This is a genomic window from Oleiphilus sp. HI0066 (genome assembly GCF_001635725.1).
Genome location: NZ_LWFH01000886.1, coordinates 1 through 18413, shown reverse-complemented (window position 1 = coordinate 18413; position 18413 = coordinate 1). Strand labels below are relative to the sequence as shown.

Here is an 18413-nt window from a genome sequence, read left to right as displayed (position 1 = left end):
GAGTACATGTCCTTTAATTGAAACTTTTATTGACATAGACCTAAAAGGCTAGTGACATGCATTTCTTGGTTTGTAACCTTATTATCCAAATTATGCATTTAAAAAAAGGCGCTTGAAGCGCCTTTTTTCTAACAGACTTAAAGCTTAGAAACTACCTCTACAATTCCTGCACATAGCTCTGCAAGTTCTTCATTTGTCATGACATATATCGGCATGACATAAACAAGTTTCCCGAAGGGGCGAACCCAAATGCCATGCTCTACGAACGTTGGTTGGATAACAGTCATATTCACGGGGTCTTTCATTTCGACCACGCCGATAGCGCCAAGAATTCGAACTTCGGCAACTTTGTCTAACTGTCGGCAGGGAGATAGTCCTATTTCTAGCTGTTCAGCGATGTTCTCGGTGACGGCTTCTATGTCATAGCTTGATAATAGCTCTAAGCTTGCGACGGCTGCACTGCAAGCAAGAGGGTTGGCCATGAAGGTGGGTCCATGCATGAAAACGCCCGGCGACTTTGACTGAATCGTTTTTGCAATGTCGCGTGTTGTCATCGTGGCGGCTAGTGTCATGTAGCCCCCAGTCAGTGCTTTACCCATGGTAATAATATCGGGAATGATGTCTGTGTGCTGATAGGCGAACATCTTTCCTGTGCGTCCGAAACCCGTTGCAATTTCATCAAAGATTAAAAGCACGTCGTATTCATCGCAGAGCGTGCGTAAACGGTTTAGGTAATCCGCTGAATAAAAACGCATGCCGCCTGCGCCTTGTACGATCGGCTCAATAATTACGGCTGCGATCTCGCTTTTGTTATCAATTAACAATTGCGTTAGTTCTCCGACATCCTCATCGGTACAAGGTTCGCCAAATGGCGTTTGCGGCGCGGGCGCAAAAAGATTTTTGGCCAGTGTTTTTTCGAACAAGGAGTGCATGCCGTTGACGGGGTCGCATACCGACATCGCGCCAAAAGTATCGCCATGATAGCCATTACGAACAGTTAGAAATCGTTGTTTATCGGGTTTACCTAGACTCGCCCAATATTGAATCGCCATCTTCATCGCCACCTCGACTGACACTGAGCCGGAGTCGGCAAAGAATACCGCGTTTAGGCGGTCGTCATGCACCTCAAGCAGCTTTTCGGTGAGTTCGATAGCGGGGTCATGAGTCAGTCCGCCAAACATCACATGGCTCATATTCTCCAACTGGCTATTTAGCGCTGCATTCATAGCTGGATGGTTATAGCCATGAATGGTGCTCCACCAAGACGACATGCCATCAATAAGCTCTCTTCCATCTTTGAGTTTGATCTTGCAGCCTTTAGCAGAATCGACATGAAATATAGGGAGATCAGAGCCAATCGCGCTGTAAGGATGCCAAATATGTTCTTTGTCGGTCGAGTTATGCGAGCGGATAGTCATGTTAAACCTTGTATTGTTCGAGCTTATCTAGCGTTGCTTGAAAGCTATTTTCAAAAGAACAGTGTAACGTTAATGGCTCGTTGCTTATAGGATGAACCAAGTTGAGATCCGTGGCTGCGAGCATTAGTCGATCACAATTGAGTTCATCGCGAAACAGTCTATTGTGATTGCCTTTTCCATATTTCACGTCACCCGAAATAGGGTGACTGATATGTTTCATATGTCTGCGTAGTTGGTGTTTACGTCCAGTTCTAGGTTTTAGCTCTACCAAACTGTAACGTGAAGTAGGGAAGCGTCCGTCTGATATGGGCAATTCATACCGCTCTACACGGCGCAGTTGTGTTTGTGCGTCTTTCGGCTCTTTCTCATCTGCTTTTGCTTGATCACTTTTGAAGGCAGCGATTTCTTTCAATGGGTGATCGATTTCTAGTTCTTGCGGCGTATACCCGCGGACTACTGCATAGTACGTCTTTTTTATATGCCGCTGTTCGAATTGATCAGATATTTTCTTTGCCGTTTCTGGGTCGAAAGCAAACAGTAGCAATCCTGATGTAGGTTTATCCAGGCGATGAACGGGGTAAACCCAGTGCCCTGTTTGGTTGCGCAAAATACGCATCGTATACCGTGTTTCGCGTTTATCAATGGGAGATTTATGGACGAGCATTCCCGCCGGTTTGTGCGCGGCGATCATATATTCGTCTTGGTAAATGATCTCAAGCGTTTCGGGCTCGTGTTCAGTGTTGTGAGACGATTCGTTCGTATTGTTCATGCAACAGTCTGTTGAAGTAGAAGGCTTAGAGATTTTACCTGTTGTTTGGTACTATCGCGCGCTTAATTTTGCGCAATCATTCATTCTTTTTGTGCATCAATATTTGCTCATTTTTTGGAGTTTTAATGGTGTCTCGTTTTTTGAGCCTAGGTTCGTTGTTAGTTTTGTCTTTCGCTGTATTAGTTGGCTGTTCCTCTAAAGAGGAGAATGCCCCTGAACAAGCACAGCAAATGCCTCCTGCAGTGCCAGTTCAAGTTGCATCAGTAACGGCTTTGACCATGGCAGCGACAAAAATCTATACCGGTCGTTTAGAAGCAGAACAAGAAGTGATTATGACGCCTCAGGTGTCTGGTCAGATTAAACACGTTACTTTTGAAGAGGGCGCGGTGGTTAAGCAAGGTGATGTGTTGTTTGAGATGCATTCTCGTACGCAAGCCGCACGCTACAACGAGTTGAAGGCTGAGCTAGAAAGTGCTCGTGCACAAATTGAACTGGCAAAAAGAGATGTTGAGCGCGCAGTGAGCTTGCGTAAGAAAAACTCACTTTCTCAAGAAGAACTCGATAATCGTCGAACTGAGCTGACAAAATCTATCTCGGACGCGGCTGCATTAGAAGCGGCGGTAGATGGTGCTGCGACCATCTTAAGCTATACGAAAATCAAAGCACCGATTGATGGTCGTGCCTCGAATGCTTTTGTAAAAGAGGGTACTTGGATTACTCAAGGTCGCACCGAGTTGACTGAGCTTGTTTCGACAGATCGTTATCATGCATATTTCGACGTTGATGAGTCGACATATCTCGAGCTTAAAGCACTGAGTGCTAGCAAACTCGATAACGTGGTATTGATGGGTATAGGCACAGCTTTCGAGTTCCCATTCCAAGGATATATCGATTTTGTCGACAACAAAATTGATATCACCACAGGTACAATTCGCCTACGTGCAGTATTCGAAGACAAACAACAAGTACTTACGGCCGGTTTGTTTGTACGTTTGATGGTGCGTGTGGAAGATCCAAAAGAGACTGTGCTAGTTAAAGAAACCGCTATCGCGACTGACTTGAACTCTAAGTACGTTCTAGTGGTTGATGAAAATAATATGTCTCAGTATCGCCCGATTCAAACGGGTCTGCGCTATGGCTCTCTGCGTGCAGTTAGTGGTTTAGCGCCAGATGAAACAATTATTGTTTCAGGATTACAGCGTGTTTTCCCAGGGATGCCTGTTGCGCCTGAGAATGTCAAAATGGTGGACGCTGCTTTCTTGGAAGAGCTGAAGAAAGAGCAAACTGCTCTCGTTAGCCAATAAAGAACGCTTAGGAGTCGCTATGAATTTTTCGCAGTTCTTTATTGTTCGTCCTATTTTCGCAAGCGTTCTGTCGCTTCTGATTTTTATTGCCGGTTTGATTGCAGTATTTCAACTTCCGATTACCGAATATCCTGAAGTTGTTCCACCAACTGTCGTGGTCAATGCAAGCTATCCTGGTGCAAATCCAGAAACGATGGCTGAAACCGTTGCAACGCCTTTAGAGCAAGCCATCAATGGTGTTGAAGGCATGCTGTACATGGCTTCGCAAGCAACATCTGATGGGGCTTTATCTATCACAGTTACGTTTGAGCTAGGAACTAACGTCGATGACGCGCAGGTTANGTAGCGCGAGCGATTCCTCGACTACCGCAAGATGTTCAGCGCTTAGGTGTTACCACAACAAAGTCGTCTCCTGACCTCACGATGGTTGTTCATTTACTATCGCCTGATGATCGTTATGACATGTTGTATCTCTCGAACTTTGCGAAGTTGAAAGTACGCGATGAGTTAGCGCGTTTGGAAGGTGTCGGTAACGCACAGGTCTTTGGGGCAGGTGATTACGCCGTGCGTATTTGGTTGAACCCAGAGAAAGTTGCCGCATTAGGTATGACCACGACCGATGTTATCACCTCTATTCGTGAACAAAATCGCCAAGCAGCAGCGGGTACAATAGGTGCTCAACCAAGCGTTGAAGAGAATCCATTTCAGCTCTTGATCAAAGTGAAGGGGCGTTTAGAAAGCATCGAAGAGTTTGAAGACATCGTTCTTCGTGTTGGTAACAATGGCGCAATCACTCGACTTAAAGATGTTGCGCGTATTGAATTGGGTGCCAATACCTACGCTTTACGTTCGCTATTAGATAACAAGCAAGCAGCGGCAATTGCGATCTTCCAGCGTTCGGGTTCGAATGCAATCCAAATCTCGAATGACGTACGTGCCAGTATGGCGGCGCTCAAAGAAACCTTCCCTGAAGGTATGGATTATAAGATCGTTTATGATCCAACAGTCTTTGTACGCGGCTCTATTGAAGCGGTTGTTCAAACTTTACTAGAAGCGATGTTGCTAGTGGTCATCGTTGTACTGCTGTTCTTGCAAACATGGCGCGCGTCCATTATTCCATTGGTTGCCGTGCCGGTATCACTGGTTGGTACGTTCGCAGTCATGCACTTGTTTGGTTTTTCTTTGAATGCCTTAACCCTGTTTGGCTTGGTATTGGCGATCGGTATCGTGGTCGATGATGCGATCGTTGTTGTCGAAAACGTTGAACGTAATATTGCCTTGGGTAAAAGTTCTATTGAGGCAACCAAACAGGCCATGCGAGAGGTAACCGGACCGATCATCGCTACCTCTTTAGTGTTAAGTGCGGTGTTTATTCCAACGGCATTTATTTCTGGTTTATCAGGTCAGTTCTATAAGCAGTTTGCGCTGACGATAGCGATATCAACCATTATTTCTACCTTCAACTCGTTGACCTTGAGTCCTGCCTTAGCGGCGGCGTTGCTGAAACCGCATGATGCCAAGAAAGATATTCTGTCGCGTATGATCGATTCAGTGTTTGGTCGCTTTGTGTTTGCACCATTCAACAAGTTTTTTGGTGCTCTAACGAATGGCTACACGTCTTTGCTTAAAATCATTGTACGGATGTCGATCATTGTTCTTGCGATTTATGCCGGACTGATGGCTTTAACTAAGCATCAGTTTGAGACGACTCCAACAGGCTTTGTTCCGCAACAAGATAAAATGTATTTGATTGCTTTTGCACAATTACCTGATGCGGCGAGCTTAGATCGAACCGAAGAAGTGATCAAACAAATGTCAGCGATTGCCTTAGAGCACCCTGGCGTTGAATCGTCGGTCGCTTTCCCAGGTTTGTCACCGAATGGATTCTCGATTTCTTCAAATGAAGGGATTGTTTTCGTTGGCTTGAAACCTTTTGATGAGCGGCAAAGTCCTGAGTTAAGTGCAGACGCGATTGCTGGCGCCTTGAATATGCAACTTGGTGTGATTAGTGATGCTTTTGTTGCTATCTTCCCTCCGCCACCAGTACTTGGTTTAGGGACGACAGGTGGGTTTAAAATCCAAATTCAGGACCGAGCGAATTTGGGTTATGAGCAGCTCTTCCAAGAAGCGCAGAAAGTGGTTGGGCAAGCGTGGCAAACGCCAGAGCTGACGCAAACTTTCTCATTCTTCCAAGTGAATGTACCGCAACTTGAGATTGATGTAGACCGTGAAAAGGCGAAGGTACACGGGGTTGCGATCTCCGATATCTTCGATACCTTGCAAGCTTACATGGGCTCGGTGTACGTCAATGACGTGAATTTATTTGGTCGTACTTATCAAGTGAATGTTCAGGCGGATAAGGAATTCCGTGTTGATGAAACGCAGCTTGAGCGTCTGAAAGTTCGTAATCGTAACGGGCAGATGGTGCCATTGTCGTCGTTTGTAACGATCAAGCATGGCGCTGGTCCGAACCGTGTAGGAAAGTATAACGGCTATATTTCGGCGGATATTAACGGTCAGCCGGCACCTGGATATAGCTCTGGTCAGGCGGAAGATGCGATCGTTAAGATTCTGGATCAAACTTTACCAAATGGCATGACTTACGAGTGGACGGACTTGAAATATCAGCAGATTCTAGCTGGTAACACCATGGTCTATATCTTCCCTCTAGTAGTGTTATTGGTGTTCTTGGTCTTGGCCGCACAATACGAATCTTGGTCAATGCCGATGGCGATCATTCTGATCGTTCCAACCGTTCTGTTGTCGTCGATGACGGGCGTTATTATGTGGGGCTTAACGAATAATATCTTCACGCAAATAGGGTTTATCGTGCTGGTCGGCCTCGCCGCGAAGAACGCGATATTGATCGTTGAGTTCGCCAAAGAAAAAGAGGATCAAGGAATGGAACTGCTCGCTGCAACGCTCGAGGCAAGCAAGTTGCGTTTCCGACCGATCCTAATGACCTCTATTGCATTCATTATGGGTGTTGTGCCATTAGTTTTCTCAACAGGCGCTGGTGCAGAAATGCGCGAAGCAATGGGTGTGGCTGTATTTGCGGGCATGATCGGTGTGACGATCTTTGGCTTATTGCTGACACCACTGTTTTACGTGTTAGTGCGTAAGTGGTTTGGAAAGGCTTCTTAATAAATATTGGGGTCAGAGTACTTTTACTCTGACCCCATGAATTAATAAGCTTGTAGCTTGTTTAGAACTCCGCTCCCATAATCTTGTCGACGATTCTGTGGTAACTCTCTGGCAACCATCTGCCAGCCCAATCATAAAAATACGCATCTTTACCGATCAAGATTTTCATTTTCTTGCGTTTAACGCCTTTTAGAATGGTGCTAGCCGCTTGGTCTGGTGTCGTAAACGTTAAGCGATCAAATAGTGACTTTACGTCCTTATGTTCTTGTCCAGCGTTGGTGCCTCTATAGAATCGAGCGCTGTTCACAATGTTCGTTTTGATGCCACCTGGGTGCACTGTAATTGGAGTGACCGGTGTGTTCTTGAGTTCTAAGCGTAAGGCTTCGGTGTATCCTTTAACGGCAAATTTACTGGCGTTATAGGCGCCTTGTGTAGGAATGCCAACAAGACCGAAGACGCTAGAAATATTCACAATAGCGCCGTCGCTAGAGCGTTTTAATAACGGTAGAAAAGACTTTGTGCCGTAGACTACGCCCCAAAAGTTAATGTCCATCAGCCATTCGAAATCTTCGTAGCTTGTGTCTTCAACCGTTTGCATTAAGGCAACACCGGCGTTGTTGATCACGAGATCTGCGCGACCATAGGTGTCCTCGACTTTCTCTGCAAAAGCTTCCATTTGTTCTCGTTTCGATACATCCACGAGCATGGTCATGACATCTTTATGTGGAAGAGAGAGAAGATTCAGGGTCTCATCAAGGGAGGCTTGATTGACGTCTGAGATGGCGAGCAAGGCACCCGCATCGGCAAGTTGAATAGCTAGGGAGCGACCAATGCCAGAACCCGCACCAGTGACAACACATACCTTATTTTTAAAGCTTTTCATGAGAACCCAATGTCTTGTTGTTATTCGTGTCTCCATCCTAGCACCGGCATTCGAGTAGTCACAGCGCGATGGGGATGATCCAATTTACTTATTCGGCCAAGATGATAGGGATCACCAACGAGAAAATTGGTGTTCAACAAAGCCCCATACATTCTCAATTGTGATAGTGGGCTCTCCAACTATTTCTATAGTTCCGTTGAATTTGCCAAAGATTTGATGAAAGTCAGTCGCTAATACAAATAGATTCAACTCTTCGCTATGTTTTCCCTCGGCATCAAAATTTAAATTAATGCTGCCGTCGGAGGATTGAATTTTCCATTGCCCCATTTTGTTATCACGATCATAGAAAAACTGTGTTTGAGGGAGTGCAATACAACGTGTTCCGATCCAGATGCAGTTTTCAGAGAAACCGCTCTCATTGACTCCCCAGCTGATATTCAAACCGAGAGCAGGACGACTGTTTGTTGGTGGTAAGCTAAAGCATGCCCAATTCCAGAATGTGTCTCGGCGCATATAGCCAGCAGAAAAATCGTGGTGCCCATAGCAGTCCAGTTCGCTCAAGTCGAACTCACCAAGCTCACATTTAAGTGTTCCTAGAACGGGAAGTGATGCGGTTTTTTGTGCATAAACCCAACCATTCACCGCACAAGGTGTGCATACTGATTGTGTTTGATAGTCCTTAGGTTCATGCATCCAGGCTTCAATATTAAGCTCGTTACCAAAGGAAATCCCTAAGTGCTTTCTGCGCTCTCCGTTCTCATTCAATGCATACACTTGAGATGCGTGATTCTTTCCTGATTTAAAGGTGCTTTGGTCGTTGTCTGTTCTGCAAGCCATGTTCAGCCCCGCAGCAAGCGGTGACTTGAATTGCCATGTCAGCATTTTTTTATCCGAAGGACGAAAGACGTAAGCGAAGCACGCGCCGATGTATCGAATATCTGCAAAGGCACAACCAAAGATGAGGTCTTTGCCAATAGCACCAAAATACTGAAATTGCTTGTAGGCAAAGTGTTGGCGCAGTGAACCAGCCGGTTTGCCCATAACAGTTCGGTAGTCGAAGTCTTGCCCGTTTAATTGATTCACTGGCTCGCTAAAATGGCCCAGCTCAACTTGGCCTTGATCGTTAATTATTTTTTTTATGGTGCGTTGCATGCCGTGACTAACCCTAGTTTTTGGTTGAGGGACGGCATGGTAGCGTAAATTTAAGTCATTCAGGAAGTGAAGATCGGTATGCAGTGCGTAACTTGTCCACAAATAAGAAAGTTCTTACTTGGTTTGATTTGAGCCATTGTGTAGCATTTTGGCTCTCTACTTACCTTATCGAAGAAGTTTAAAGAATTTATGGCTGTTCTCGCATCTTTATGTCGCTCTGTCCTGTTTGGTGTCTGTTTAGTTCTTTTTGCGAATGGTGCAAATGCTGAATCTAATTCTGAGACTCGCGTTGATACGGGTGCATGGGATTGGGACCTCTTTGATTATTCTGGGTGGACTCCTCGCTATACCTACCTCTACAAAGACAATCTTCTTGGCATTGCGCATTATGGCGGTCTGTCTTATTTCAACAAAGATGGTGCAAATGCAGCTGGCGCGACGTTTCGTTATGGCAAAGGTAAAAAAGGCGAAAAGTATAATATTGCGTATACCAATGGCTCATTTCATTGGGGTGTAGACTTTGGGTTTTCTTGGCACGTCTTAAATGCTGAAAACAATGGGCGTCGAATGGAAGGGATCGAACAACTCGGCTTAGAACTGGGCATTCGCTATCGTATGGTGACGATTGTTGCGACGCATACAGAAGATTATTCTTGGGCTACGTTAGGCTTTTCGCTTAATGGCATGCCATTCTTCGAATACTGACTTTCAGTCTAAAACTTAGGTGTTTGCGAAAAATCGATCGCTTTACTTTGCATCAAGGTTTTGAGTGTAGAAGATTTAAATTCTCGTTGATACAACACGAATACCACGCTTGTTGCCGCAGCCATAAATGCAATCGGGCTAATGAACCAAGCAAGTACTGAAATTGAAAAGTAATACGTTCGTAGGCCCATATTAAAATTATGCGCTGCCATCGACCCCATCTTCGCAAGTCGTTCTGCGAGTACTTTATGTTGTTTGGGGTTTTCTTCACGATAACTAACTGGCGCGCCACCGATCATCACGGTAACAAAGCCATATTGGCGCAAACTCCACGTAAACTTAAAGAAGGCATATACAAACACGACGATCAGAAGTAGGAATTTTAGTTCCCACTCAGCGCGTGTAGCAGGCATCACAAAAGGTAAGTCTTCTAATAAACTAATCGCTTTATCGGTAGAGCCGAGAATGGTGAGAAGACCTGCTAGAATCAGCATTGTGGTTGAGGCGAAAAACGAGACGCTGCGTTCTAGGTTAGCGACGGCTGTGTTATCGGCAACGCGAATATCTCGTTCAAGAAGTTCATTCATCCACTCAAGGCGCGCCAAATACAAAACGCTTGCGAGGCAAGGTGTATCTTTTACCCGGTGGCTTGCATAGATTGAGTAGCCTTTAAAACAGACAAAAAACCAAAATACAGCTATGAGATCCATCCATAGCGAAGAGACAAATTGAGTTAGTGACATAGCAGTCTATTGTGATGACTCGATATATAAATAGTAGAACACACTTTCATTAAGGTACATGTGATCGCTTGATGTGTCAGTCTTTACTCTTGAATTTCCGAGTCAGGATCTAAGTGGATCAATACATCAATATCGATAAACTCGTTTTTCAGGGCGTCTTCTACTTCATCTGCAATCGCATGGGCTTGCATGAGTGAGGTTAAACCGTCCATCACCAAATGCAATTGAACGATTTTAGTTCGGCCTGACTGACGCGTTCGAAGATCATGCACGTCGATAATTTCAGGCGGTTTTTTTGCGATTTCTATGATTCTATCTTGCTCTTCTTCTGATAGCTCGTGGTCAAGTAAATGATGAATGGCTTCGTCGCCGATATCGTACGCAGATTTTAAAATATAAATGCCAATGATCAGTGCGATGATTGGGTCAGCATTGATGATACCTTGTTGATACAAGACCAAACCGACCAAAACCCCAGCATTTGAAAAAAGGTCGGAAGCATAGTGTAAAGAGTCAGCTTTAATTGCTAAGGACCCTGTTTTGTTTGCTACGTAGCGCTGAAACGCGACAAGAACAAAAGTGATGGCAATCGAAGCGCCAACCACAATGCTGCCGATATTTATGGCGTGTAGTTCTGTCGGGTTAACTAATCGCTCAATCGAGAAAACGATCAAAAATAAGGCGGATCCAGATATAAATAATGCCTGACCTAATCCCGCTAAGGATTCTGCCTTGCCGTGGCCAAAACGATGTTCATTATCAGCGGGTGTCATGGCATAGCGTATAGCAAACATATTCAGAAGAGACGCGAGTAGATCAAGGAACGAGTCAACGAGTGAAGCGAGAACACCAACTGAGCCGGTTGAGAACCAAGCAAATATTTTTAGTAATAACAGCGTTACAGCGACACAAACTGACGCATAGCTTGCTAACTTTATGAGTTGGTCGAGTTGGTTCTTTTGTGCGGATGCATCGCTCATAAGCTTCACTATCTAGATCATTCATGTACCGAATAAGTGCGCTATAATAACCGAATCAATGACCTAGGAACATGATTCGTAACGCATAAGGAAAGTTTATGAGTTGGACGCAAAACGCAATACAAACCGTTCTCAGTGAGGCGCAAAGATCTGCTGATACGCACCTGTTTCAACTGCCCATGCCAAAAGACTATGAGGATATTCAGGTATATCTAAAAGATGAGTCAACACATCCTACTGGATCATTAAAACATCGGCTTGCACGCTCTTTGTTTCTTTATGCGCTCTGTAATGGCTATGTGCATGAAAATACCGCTGTAATAGAGGCGTCCTCAGGAAGCACCGCTGTGTCTGAAGCGTATTTTGCTCGCTTACTTGGTTTGAAATTTATCGCAGTGATGCCCGAAACGACTTCTAAACAAAAGCAGCAGCAAATCGAGTTTTATGGCGGTCAATGTCACCTAGTCAAGGGCGGTGATATTTACGGTGAGGCAGAACGTTTAGCTAAGGAGTTAGGTGGTCACTATATGGACCAGTTTACCTATGCTGAACGCGCCACAGACTGGCGAGGTAATAACAATGTCGCTGACTCTATTTTCAATCAGATGCGAAGAGAGCGATACCCTGAGCCTAGTTGGATTGTGGTCAGTGCGGGAACTGGTGGTACGTCAGCGACTATTGGACGCTACATCAAATACCGCGGAGCGTCGACTCAGTTATGTGTCGCAGATCCGAGTCATTCAGTGTTTTACGACAGCTTTATGAGCGGAGATTCTTCTCTCACGTGTTCCTGTCCATCTGCAGTTGAAGGCATTGGACGGCCTCGTGTGGAGCCGTCTTTTGTTCCAAGTGTTATTGATAAGATGATAAAAGTGCCAGACGCTTCGGCCTTTGCGTGCATGCAATTCGTGAGCGACTTACTTGGAATTAGAGTAGGCGGTTCCACAGGTACAAACATGTTTGCGGCATTTCAGTTAGCTGTGCAGATGAAAAAAGAGAATAAAAGTGGCTCAATCGTTACAATGCTGTGTGATCGGGGCGAACGTTATGTCGATACTTATTATAATGCCCAATGGTTGGAGCAACGAGGGTATGCCGAGAGTATGCCTCAAATAAAACAACAGCTTAGCCAATTTTATGACAGTGGTCAGTGGCTCCCGTGAATTTGATTCAGTGATAAGGTAAATAATGGAATTGAGCATGATTTTAAAGATGGGCATTGTTGCCTTTCTTGGATGTGGTTTGGGATATTTCTTTGCTCGATTTCGTGCAAGTAAGTCTGAACAAAGTATGGGCTTAGAAGTAGCAAAGTTAGAAGCGGCACTAGGTTTTTTTGAACAGGAAATTGAGAATCAAAAGACGGTGATCGCACGTCATGAGCGCGAAGCTGATACAAGTCTCGAACGAATTAACGCCTTGTCTGAAGAGTTAGCAACACAGCGTGAGCAATCCTCGCGCGCGACGGTAGAAACGCAACAAATACAAAAACAACTTGATGAATCAAAGCGCGAGAAGAACGAAGCGCTTGTTCGTTGTGAAAACTTAGGCGAGTCTCTTCGCGAAACTGAATCAAAGTTAGACAAGGTAACAGCCAGCTTTGATGAGAAAGAAGCGAGCTTTGCTAGAGAAATCGCTCGGTTCGAAGAGCAAAAAGAAGCACTTAAACTTCAATTCAAAGAGTTGTCGGCTGAGATTTTGGCAACAAACTCGAAGGCCTTACAAGAAGCCAATCAACAGAGTCTTTCGGCGACAATCAACCCTTTCAAAGATTCGATCGATGCTTTTAAGAAAACAGTTCATGACAATCATCGACATGAAAATGAACAGCGCGCAGCATTGCGACAAGAGCTAGAAACGCTAAAAGAACTAAATTTAAAAATTACGACCGAAGCGCATGAGCTGTCAACGGCGTTGCGTGGGCAGAAAAAACTGCAAGGAAATTGGGGTGAGTTAGTACTTGAAAACGTACTAGAGCGTTCCGGTCTAGAACTCGGTAAGGATTATCAACGCGAGGTGTCATTCAACACAGAAGAAGGTCGTTTAAGACCAGACGCTGTGGTTTACCTTCCTCAAGGCAAACATTTAATTGTGGATGCCAAGGTGTCTTTGAATGCCTACACGCGTTATGTGAATTCTGAAGATGAGTCTGAACGCGCAATTGCTTTGAATGAGCATGTGGGGGCGATGCGCGATCGTATCAAAGAACTCGCGGATAAAGACTATTACAAGTTGCCGGGTATGAACTCTCCCGAGATCGTATTTATGTTTGTACCCATCGAGTCAGCGTTTGTTGAGGCGCTTAAAGCGGATGAACAGTTATTCCAAGAAGCGATCGCGAACAATGTATTAGTTGCCACACCGACAACCTTATTGACCAGTTTGAATATCGTGCGTCAGTTGTGGCGCTATGAAGATCAGAATAAACATACTGCAGAGCTCGCGAAAAAAGCCGACGGTGTTTTTAAGAAACTAAACGGCTTCTTGGTGAGCTTTGAAGGTGTAAAGAAAGGTCTAGATCGCGCGCAAGAATCTTATGCCAAGGCAGAAGGGCAACTTCTGAGTGGTAAAGGTAATTTAGTGAAGCAAGTTGGCGACTTTAAGAAATTAGCGCCAGCGATTAAAGCTGAATTGCCAGAGTACTTCTCTGACAAGGCTGACTTAGAAATCGACTTTGTACCTAGCGATGAACAGATTGAAGAGGCTTCCGCTAAACAGGGTTCTTTATCTATTGAATTAGATAGCTAATGGTAGGGATGATTGCCAAGATGACGCGGTGCTTCATAGCGTTAAGCCTCTCATTACTGATTTTAAGTGGGTGTGTTCACTCACCAAAAAAACAAGAGCAGGGGTTTCGGTTTAATTCTGTAGAGGTGTTTAATCAAACGCGTAGCGATATTTTTAATATGAAAATTGAGGTGACCAAGTTTCATCGAAAGTTTGCATGTGGAATTATCTTACGTGATTCGCTTTGTATGAACGGTTTTCATCCTCGTGTGCTGCAAAGTAACGATGTTGTGATTAGCTGGGATCAAGACGGGCAGCATTACGAAATAGGCCCGATTCGTCTACAAATGCCTGAAGATTATAATCCGAACACTACTCATGCCATTCAATTTATATTCATCGATCATCATCGTGTAGAAATGGCATTCCCTGAGTCTCGCTATTAATTGGGACTTTTGTGTCGCGCGCCATGCCTCGTATTAGGGCGCGTTTTACTCTTTTCTACATACTTACATTTCTTCGTATACAGACCTTTTTTGTATTGAACTACGATTTTTTATACAAAATTTTGCATGTGAAAAATCTTCGTCTAGGCTAGGAATATCAACGGCTTACAAGTGTTTCTTGACTGCTTTTATGTGGTGCGGGAGACGTATTTTGCGCACATTGATGGTGCGCTACGTAAAGCCAAAAATCTAGATTGTCTACGTATTAAAGGAGTAGTTATGAACGATCGTAGTTGGATGTTGAACCCCTCAGCCATCACTGCTGCACGCAACTGTATTCACCTCGTGCAGGACGAACTCGGCGTGAAGTTAAAGCTATCTCACCCGCAGTTTATTGAGATGTTACAAGAGTATGCCGAGCTGACTGACTCAGAAGAATTAAACGAGAGCTTAGCGACACTTCTTCAATATGCTGATGGCGATGTGCCTACTTTAAATAGTCAGCAAGACAAGGCTGTTGCCAGACGTGATGCTCGCCCTGCTAAAGCAGCTAGTCAGGCTCAAGCTCAAATGGCTCACAACGCTACAGGACAAGGCGAACTGGTCGAGTACCGTGGAAAATTCTATCCAATGTACAATGCCCAAGGCTTGAAGTTCCAAGGCTTGTATCGCGGTCAGGCTCGATATAGTTAATCACTGAGAGGTCTATGTGGTGCGAGATAATAGTAAGAGCGGTGAGATCGCTTACCGCTCTTTGTACCCTGTTCCACTGATCTAGCTAAGATACTCGGATTGTTGTTCTGACTGCGCTCTTTCGAGTGCGCATTGAAAGGCTTTCAAAGCAGCCTTGTCGTCTCGGTCATCGATGCAATCAATGGGTGCAGAACAGCCGATCATTAAGTTGTCGATATATCCAAAATCCTCGATAGACATGCCGTCTTGTAAGAAATGTGGGAAGTCCTCACTGATTCTTTGCTTGAGCTCACGACTGTCAGAGCTATAGCAGAATACTTTTTTGCCTGCTTTCCGCGCATAGCCAATCTCAAACGCTGTTCCTAAGTCACAACTGGGTCCTCTAAACGGGGTGATATTTGCCATCACAATATGGCATCGGTCAATCATATCGATGTTTGCTTGAAATATGTCTGGGGCAGGATCGGCACGTTTAATCTCGTTATCAAGAGGGAAGAGTGGAGTGAACCCAGCATCGTGACAGAGCTGTTTTTTTATTTCGCCAGAATCATCTTGAAAGAAAACATCTGGGCCAGCTAAATAAATAGTCGAGCGTTCTTGCGTCATTTATTCAAATCGTTGAGAGCGGGTGAACTTATGAGTGTTTACTAAGATAGCGGTTCTGGTCAAACAATCTTACCCACTCGGGATGGTTAAAAATCAAAATACTAATGAGCATGCCGTTGATCGTTGCTTCTGGTGCCGCGATGAGTGGAATAAACACCCAAAATTCATTCGTTATTTGCTCAAAGCTGTAGATGCTTTGACTCCATAGAATAAGCGTCATCATAAGCCCGCTTGTAATCACTGACGCGGCCGCTCCGAGAAAAGCAACTAAGAAGATGAACGAGAAAGGGTGTGTAGACTTGCTGCGGTCGTGTGCGAGCCAAACACAATAGTTTGTGAGTAAGGGGATTAGTACTGATACCAACATGTTGATACCAAAGCCTTCAGGGGACTCAAGCCCCAATACAATGGTTCCTGAGATCGCTAATGCCGCCACCCATATTGCTAGTTGCCACCCCATTAGCAGGTGCACAACTGTAATCAAAAAGAAATGGATTCCTAGACCATCGGAAATGCCAGCTCTTAAGGACCAGATAAACATAAGAGCGACAGTACAAAAGCCAATAACATGCTGAACACGTGTGTCGTGAAATATGGCTTTCCAATGAATAAAGAAAAGTGCGAGCGCTAAGGCTACAAAAGCCAGAATGTTGGTGAACCAAATAAAACCATTACTAAACAAGTCAGCACTGATGTTCATAATGCTAATCCTACTCGCAGACCGATGCTGAAACTGTTACGTTTTATTCAGCAAAGTGTACCACTCTAGATAGCGCGGAGTATTTTCATTGCTCCTCTATTACGATAGCTATCTTCGGATTTGACGGTTTGCTTGCCAATATTGCATCAATAAGAATGTGCCAAAAATAGGCTTAGCAATTAGCGCGATGGCCAATGAGGCCGTGGTGACGAGGGATGCCCCTGTGTGTGATTCCGGCATCAATGCAACGACTTTTCCTAGTAGCAAGACACTAAAATCCCAACTTCCATGAACAAGAATAGGAGGCCATATACTCGCGGTCATGAGTCTGAGCGCGCCAAGCAGAAGCCCTGATGAAAATGCGCTTAGCACTTGATAGCTTGTTTCTACAAACGGTTTACCATGCACCCAGTTTGCATAATGCGCTAAGCCAAATACGAGCGCGGCAAGCGCAACGGCCTTGATCTCACCGAATGTTTGATGGATGCCACTTTGGAGCACACCTCTGAACAAGAGTTCTTCGAACATACCAATCAGAAGTGTCATGAGCGCGAGAAGGGCAAGTTGTTGAACAGGAAAGTTATTAAATAGTGTGTCGGTGAGATCAGCAGATTCGGCCTGAGAAATCGCTGCAAATAAAACTAATCCGGGAAAGCACATGGCTATCCATATATATTTTCTGCGTTCGCTAATACTGCTTCTAGCACCAATGTGTCGCCATTGACTGAAGAAACTGATCACAAGGGCAATACTTGTAACGAGAAAAATCTCAAATGGAAGCTGCTTAATAATCTCAGATGCGTCGTTCAGTCCTTTTCCTTTGCCAAAGGAATGTGAGCTGAATAAACCTGGTACGATCAATATGAGCAAATATATAAATACGATAAAGCCTGCAAATAATGCAGGCTTTTGGTCGTATGCCTTTATGCCTTTCGAACGAAATGATGAGTCAGTGGTAGGCATAGATTAGGTTAATAGAGTTCGTAGAGATTAGTTGGACGTCTCTTCCCACTCTCTTGGAGATGGAAGCAATATATAAATGGCGGCGATTAAGATGAATGTCGCAAAGGTGTAAGCTTTCATTTGGCCATTCCATTGATTTGCCCACATTTGAAACCATTCAGCGCCGACAACACCGAACCCAAAATACCATACCAATACTGCGATAGTTGCACTCAACACAAATAATGCTTGTCCTGTATGGAACTGAGAACCACCATGGTTGGTATTCTTTAGCATCAGAAAAGCGGCTGCCACGCCTAATATTCCAGCGCTCAGTTCTGCAGCAATAATGGCCCAATAGCCAAGTGTTTTTAAGGTGCTTGACTCGATGGCGCGAGATTTAAGTTCCTCGCCGGCAAACCAAGCTTCCATTGTATCCATGGATAAGACGTGTTCGACAAACTGATAGTTGGTGTTGTAATCGACAATATTGTTATAGCCGACCAAGAAACAAAATATTCCAATAGCCGCGGCAACACAGCCTTTAGATAAACGATGGATTTTGTGTAGCATGAAAATTCACCTATTCTCTGTTGATTGGCGCTAAGTATAGAAAGGAATTTCGACTTTGCTGAATCGATAGCAGTGCTCTGTATAAGTTTCTGGATTAATAATGCTCATCATTATGCTGTAGATTATCGAGATAAATCTGTCATCATCACAGGTAATGTTAAGATTGAGGTTCGACTTTTGAGTGTTGTGAATCCTCACTCTACGATTATTCAGCTAGTAAGATGGAATCTTAATGCGACAGCTAATCGATAAAATTTCTTTCTTTTACGGACTTATCGCCCTCAGTGTTCTCTGGTTAGTGCTTGCCTTTTTTATGGGTGATGAAACTCTCGATGCGCCCAGCATAGTAAGCTCTCCTGTCCCAGACTTCTCCAGCTATAAGAATGTAAAAGAAAAGAAAGACGCGTTTTTTTCTTACTTCTTACCTATTGTGGAACAAGAAAATGTTCGTTTGGAAAAACTACGTAGCGATATTCAAACCGAAAAGAGTCAAACAGAGCTTGAGCAGCTTGCCAAAAAATACCGCTTAGAGATTAGCTCTCCGATTACTGCGCCAGAGAAAGAGCAATTGCTGTCTCGGATCGATCAAATTCCCTCATCGTTAGTGTTAGCGCAAGCAGCGATTGAATCC

General features: G+C 44.5%; 16 protein-coding genes and 2 pseudogenes. 8 read left to right on the top strand and 10 right to left on the bottom strand.

Features of this window, described 5'->3' with window-relative positions; translation table 11 throughout:
• Nucleotides 1-137: 137 nt before the first annotated feature.
• Entirely contained in the window at nucleotides 138-1418 is a 1281-nt protein-coding gene (gene bioA / locus A3738_RS10185; RefSeq protein ID WP_068473327.1) for an adenosylmethionine--8-amino-7-oxononanoate transaminase, read from the bottom strand.
• Nucleotide 1419: 1 nt separating this feature from the next.
• Nucleotides 1420-2187, bottom strand: a complete 768-nt coding sequence (locus A3738_RS10180; protein ID WP_068473324.1) for a pseudouridine synthase — start codon at nucleotides 2185-2187, stop codon at nucleotides 1420-1422.
• Between the two features lie 125 nt (nucleotides 2188-2312).
• Here A3738_RS10180 and A3738_RS10175 point away from each other — a divergent pair, with 125 nt between their 5' ends.
• Together A3738_RS10175 and A3738_RS10170 are read left to right on the top strand one after the other, a co-directional pair.
• Nucleotides 2313-3491 carry an efflux RND transporter periplasmic adaptor subunit gene (locus tag A3738_RS10175; protein ID WP_068500587.1) on the top strand — a complete coding sequence of 393 codons (1179 nt, stop codon included), beginning with the start codon at nucleotides 2313-2315 and terminating at the stop codon, nucleotides 3489-3491.
• Nucleotides 3492-3510: 19 nt separating this feature from the next.
• A pseudogene (locus A3738_RS10170) lies at nucleotides 3511-6635 on the top strand (efflux RND transporter permease subunit).
• A gap of 61 nt (nucleotides 6636-6696) precedes the next feature.
• On the opposite strand, the gene A3738_RS10165 reads toward A3738_RS10170, so the two are convergent.
• Nucleotides 6697-7518, bottom strand: a complete 822-nt coding sequence (locus A3738_RS10165) for an SDR family oxidoreductase (RefSeq protein WP_068473315.1) — start codon at nucleotides 7516-7518, stop codon at nucleotides 6697-6699.
• A gap of 111 nt (nucleotides 7519-7629) precedes the next feature.
• Nucleotides 7630-8772, bottom strand: coding sequence for a DUF2804 domain-containing protein (locus A3738_RS10160; RefSeq protein ID WP_156493670.1), 1143 nt, complete (start codon nucleotides 8770-8772; stop codon nucleotides 7630-7632).
• Between the two features lie 87 nt (nucleotides 8773-8859).
• Between A3738_RS10160 and A3738_RS10155 the strand changes: the two genes are divergently transcribed.
• Complete coding sequence (locus tag A3738_RS10155; RefSeq protein ID WP_068473312.1) at nucleotides 8860-9375, top strand: hypothetical protein; 516 nt, start codon at nucleotides 8860-8862, stop codon at nucleotides 9373-9375.
• Nucleotides 9376-9383: 8 nt separating this feature from the next.
• On the opposite strand, the gene A3738_RS10150 is transcribed toward A3738_RS10155, so the two are convergent.
• Together A3738_RS10150 and A3738_RS10145 are read right to left on the bottom strand one after the other, a co-directional pair.
• Complete coding sequence (locus A3738_RS10150; RefSeq protein WP_068473309.1) at nucleotides 9384-10118, bottom strand: DUF599 domain-containing protein; 735 nt, start codon at nucleotides 10116-10118, stop codon at nucleotides 9384-9386.
• 83 nt (nucleotides 10119-10201) lie between these two features.
• The gene (locus A3738_RS10145; protein WP_068473348.1) at nucleotides 10202-11098 is read right to left on the bottom strand and encodes a cation diffusion facilitator family transporter; all 897 of its coding nucleotides are present in this window, start codon (nucleotides 11096-11098) and stop codon (nucleotides 10202-10204) included.
• A 98-nt stretch (nucleotides 11099-11196) separates the two neighbouring features.
• On the opposite strand from A3738_RS10145, the gene A3738_RS10140 reads away from it, so the two are divergent.
• From A3738_RS10140 to A3738_RS10125, 4 genes are all read left to right on the top strand, one after another.
• Nucleotides 11197-12261, top strand: a complete 1065-nt coding sequence (locus A3738_RS10140; protein WP_068473306.1) for a PLP-dependent cysteine synthase family protein — start codon at nucleotides 11197-11199, stop codon at nucleotides 12259-12261.
• Between the two features lie 37 nt (nucleotides 12262-12298).
• Nucleotides 12299-13843: a DNA recombination protein RmuC gene (rmuC, locus tag A3738_RS10135; RefSeq protein WP_231876609.1), complete on the top strand. Its 1545-nt coding sequence runs from the start codon at nucleotides 12299-12301 to the stop codon at nucleotides 13841-13843.
• Complete coding sequence (locus tag A3738_RS30950; protein WP_068473300.1) at nucleotides 13843-14268, top strand: hypothetical protein; 426 nt, start codon at nucleotides 13843-13845, stop codon at nucleotides 14266-14268. Before rmuC ends, A3738_RS30950 begins: the two co-directional genes overlap by 1 nt.
• 279 nt (nucleotides 14269-14547) lie before the next feature.
• Nucleotides 14548-14961, top strand: coding sequence for a hypothetical protein (locus tag A3738_RS10125; RefSeq protein WP_156493597.1), 414 nt, complete (start codon nucleotides 14548-14550; stop codon nucleotides 14959-14961).
• 81 nt (nucleotides 14962-15042) lie between these two features.
• On the opposite strand, the gene A3738_RS10120 is transcribed toward A3738_RS10125, so the two are convergent.
• From A3738_RS10120 to A3738_RS10105, 4 genes are all read right to left on the bottom strand, one after another.
• A complete protein-coding gene (locus A3738_RS10120) occupies nucleotides 15043-15567 on the bottom strand; it encodes a nucleoside 2-deoxyribosyltransferase (protein WP_068473294.1) in 525 nt (174 codons plus the stop codon).
• A 28-nt stretch (nucleotides 15568-15595) separates the two neighbouring features.
• Nucleotides 15596-16267, bottom strand: coding sequence for an energy-coupling factor ABC transporter permease (locus tag A3738_RS10115; RefSeq protein ID WP_068473291.1), 672 nt, complete (start codon nucleotides 16265-16267; stop codon nucleotides 15596-15598).
• 108 nt (nucleotides 16268-16375) lie between these two features.
• Nucleotides 16376-17230 (bottom strand): CPBP family intramembrane glutamic endopeptidase, encoded by an 855-nt coding sequence (locus A3738_RS10110; RefSeq protein WP_068473287.1) that lies wholly within the window; start codon nucleotides 17228-17230, stop codon nucleotides 16376-16378.
• 27 nt (nucleotides 17231-17257) lie between these two features.
• Nucleotides 17258-17782 (bottom strand): DUF2165 family protein, encoded by a 525-nt coding sequence (locus A3738_RS10105; protein WP_068473284.1) that lies wholly within the window; start codon nucleotides 17780-17782, stop codon nucleotides 17258-17260.
• Between the two features lie 232 nt (nucleotides 17783-18014).
• Between A3738_RS10105 and A3738_RS10100 the strand changes: the two are divergent.
• Nucleotides 18015-18413: pseudogene (locus tag A3738_RS10100) on the top strand (hypothetical protein); the annotation flags it as partial.

Excerpts from the sequence above, each read along its gene's own strand:
- bioA (WP_068473327.1), bottom strand. The coding sequence starts at position 1,418 with ATGACTATCCGCTCGCATAACTCGACCGACAAAGAACATATTTGGCAT.
- A3738_RS10180 (WP_068473324.1), bottom strand. The coding sequence starts at position 2,187 with ATGAACAATACGAACGAATCGTCTCACAACACTGAACACGAGCCCGAA.
- A3738_RS10175 (WP_068500587.1), top strand. The coding sequence starts at position 2,313 with ATGGTGTCTCGTTTTTTGAGCCTAGGTTCGTTGTTAGTTTTGTCTTTC.
- A3738_RS10165 (WP_068473315.1), bottom strand. The coding sequence starts at position 7,518 with ATGAAAAGCTTTAAAAATAAGGTATGTGTTGTCACTGGTGCGGGTTCT.
- A3738_RS10155 (WP_068473312.1), top strand. The coding sequence starts at position 8,860 with ATGGCTGTTCTCGCATCTTTATGTCGCTCTGTCCTGTTTGGTGTCTGT.
- A3738_RS10150 (WP_068473309.1), bottom strand. The coding sequence starts at position 10,118 with ATGTCACTAACTCAATTTGTCTCTTCGCTATGGATGGATCTCATAGCT.
- A3738_RS10145 (WP_068473348.1), bottom strand. The coding sequence starts at position 11,098 with ATGAGCGATGCATCCGCACAAAAGAACCAACTCGACCAACTCATAAAG.
- A3738_RS10140 (WP_068473306.1), top strand. The coding sequence starts at position 11,197 with ATGAGTTGGACGCAAAACGCAATACAAACCGTTCTCAGTGAGGCGCAA.
- rmuC (WP_231876609.1), top strand. The coding sequence starts at position 12,299 with ATGATTTTAAAGATGGGCATTGTTGCCTTTCTTGGATGTGGTTTGGGA.
- A3738_RS30950 (WP_068473300.1), top strand. The coding sequence starts at position 13,843 with ATGGTAGGGATGATTGCCAAGATGACGCGGTGCTTCATAGCGTTAAGC.
- A3738_RS10125 (WP_156493597.1), top strand. The coding sequence starts at position 14,548 with ATGAACGATCGTAGTTGGATGTTGAACCCCTCAGCCATCACTGCTGCA.
- A3738_RS10120 (WP_068473294.1), bottom strand. The coding sequence starts at position 15,567 with ATGACGCAAGAACGCTCGACTATTTATTTAGCTGGCCCAGATGTTTTC.
- A3738_RS10115 (WP_068473291.1), bottom strand. The coding sequence starts at position 16,267 with ATGAACATCAGTGCTGACTTGTTTAGTAATGGTTTTATTTGGTTCACC.
- A3738_RS10110 (WP_068473287.1), bottom strand. The coding sequence starts at position 17,230 with ATGCCTACCACTGACTCATCATTTCGTTCGAAAGGCATAAAGGCATAC.
- A3738_RS10105 (WP_068473284.1), bottom strand. The coding sequence starts at position 17,782 with ATGCTACACAAAATCCATCGTTTATCTAAAGGCTGTGTTGCCGCGGCT.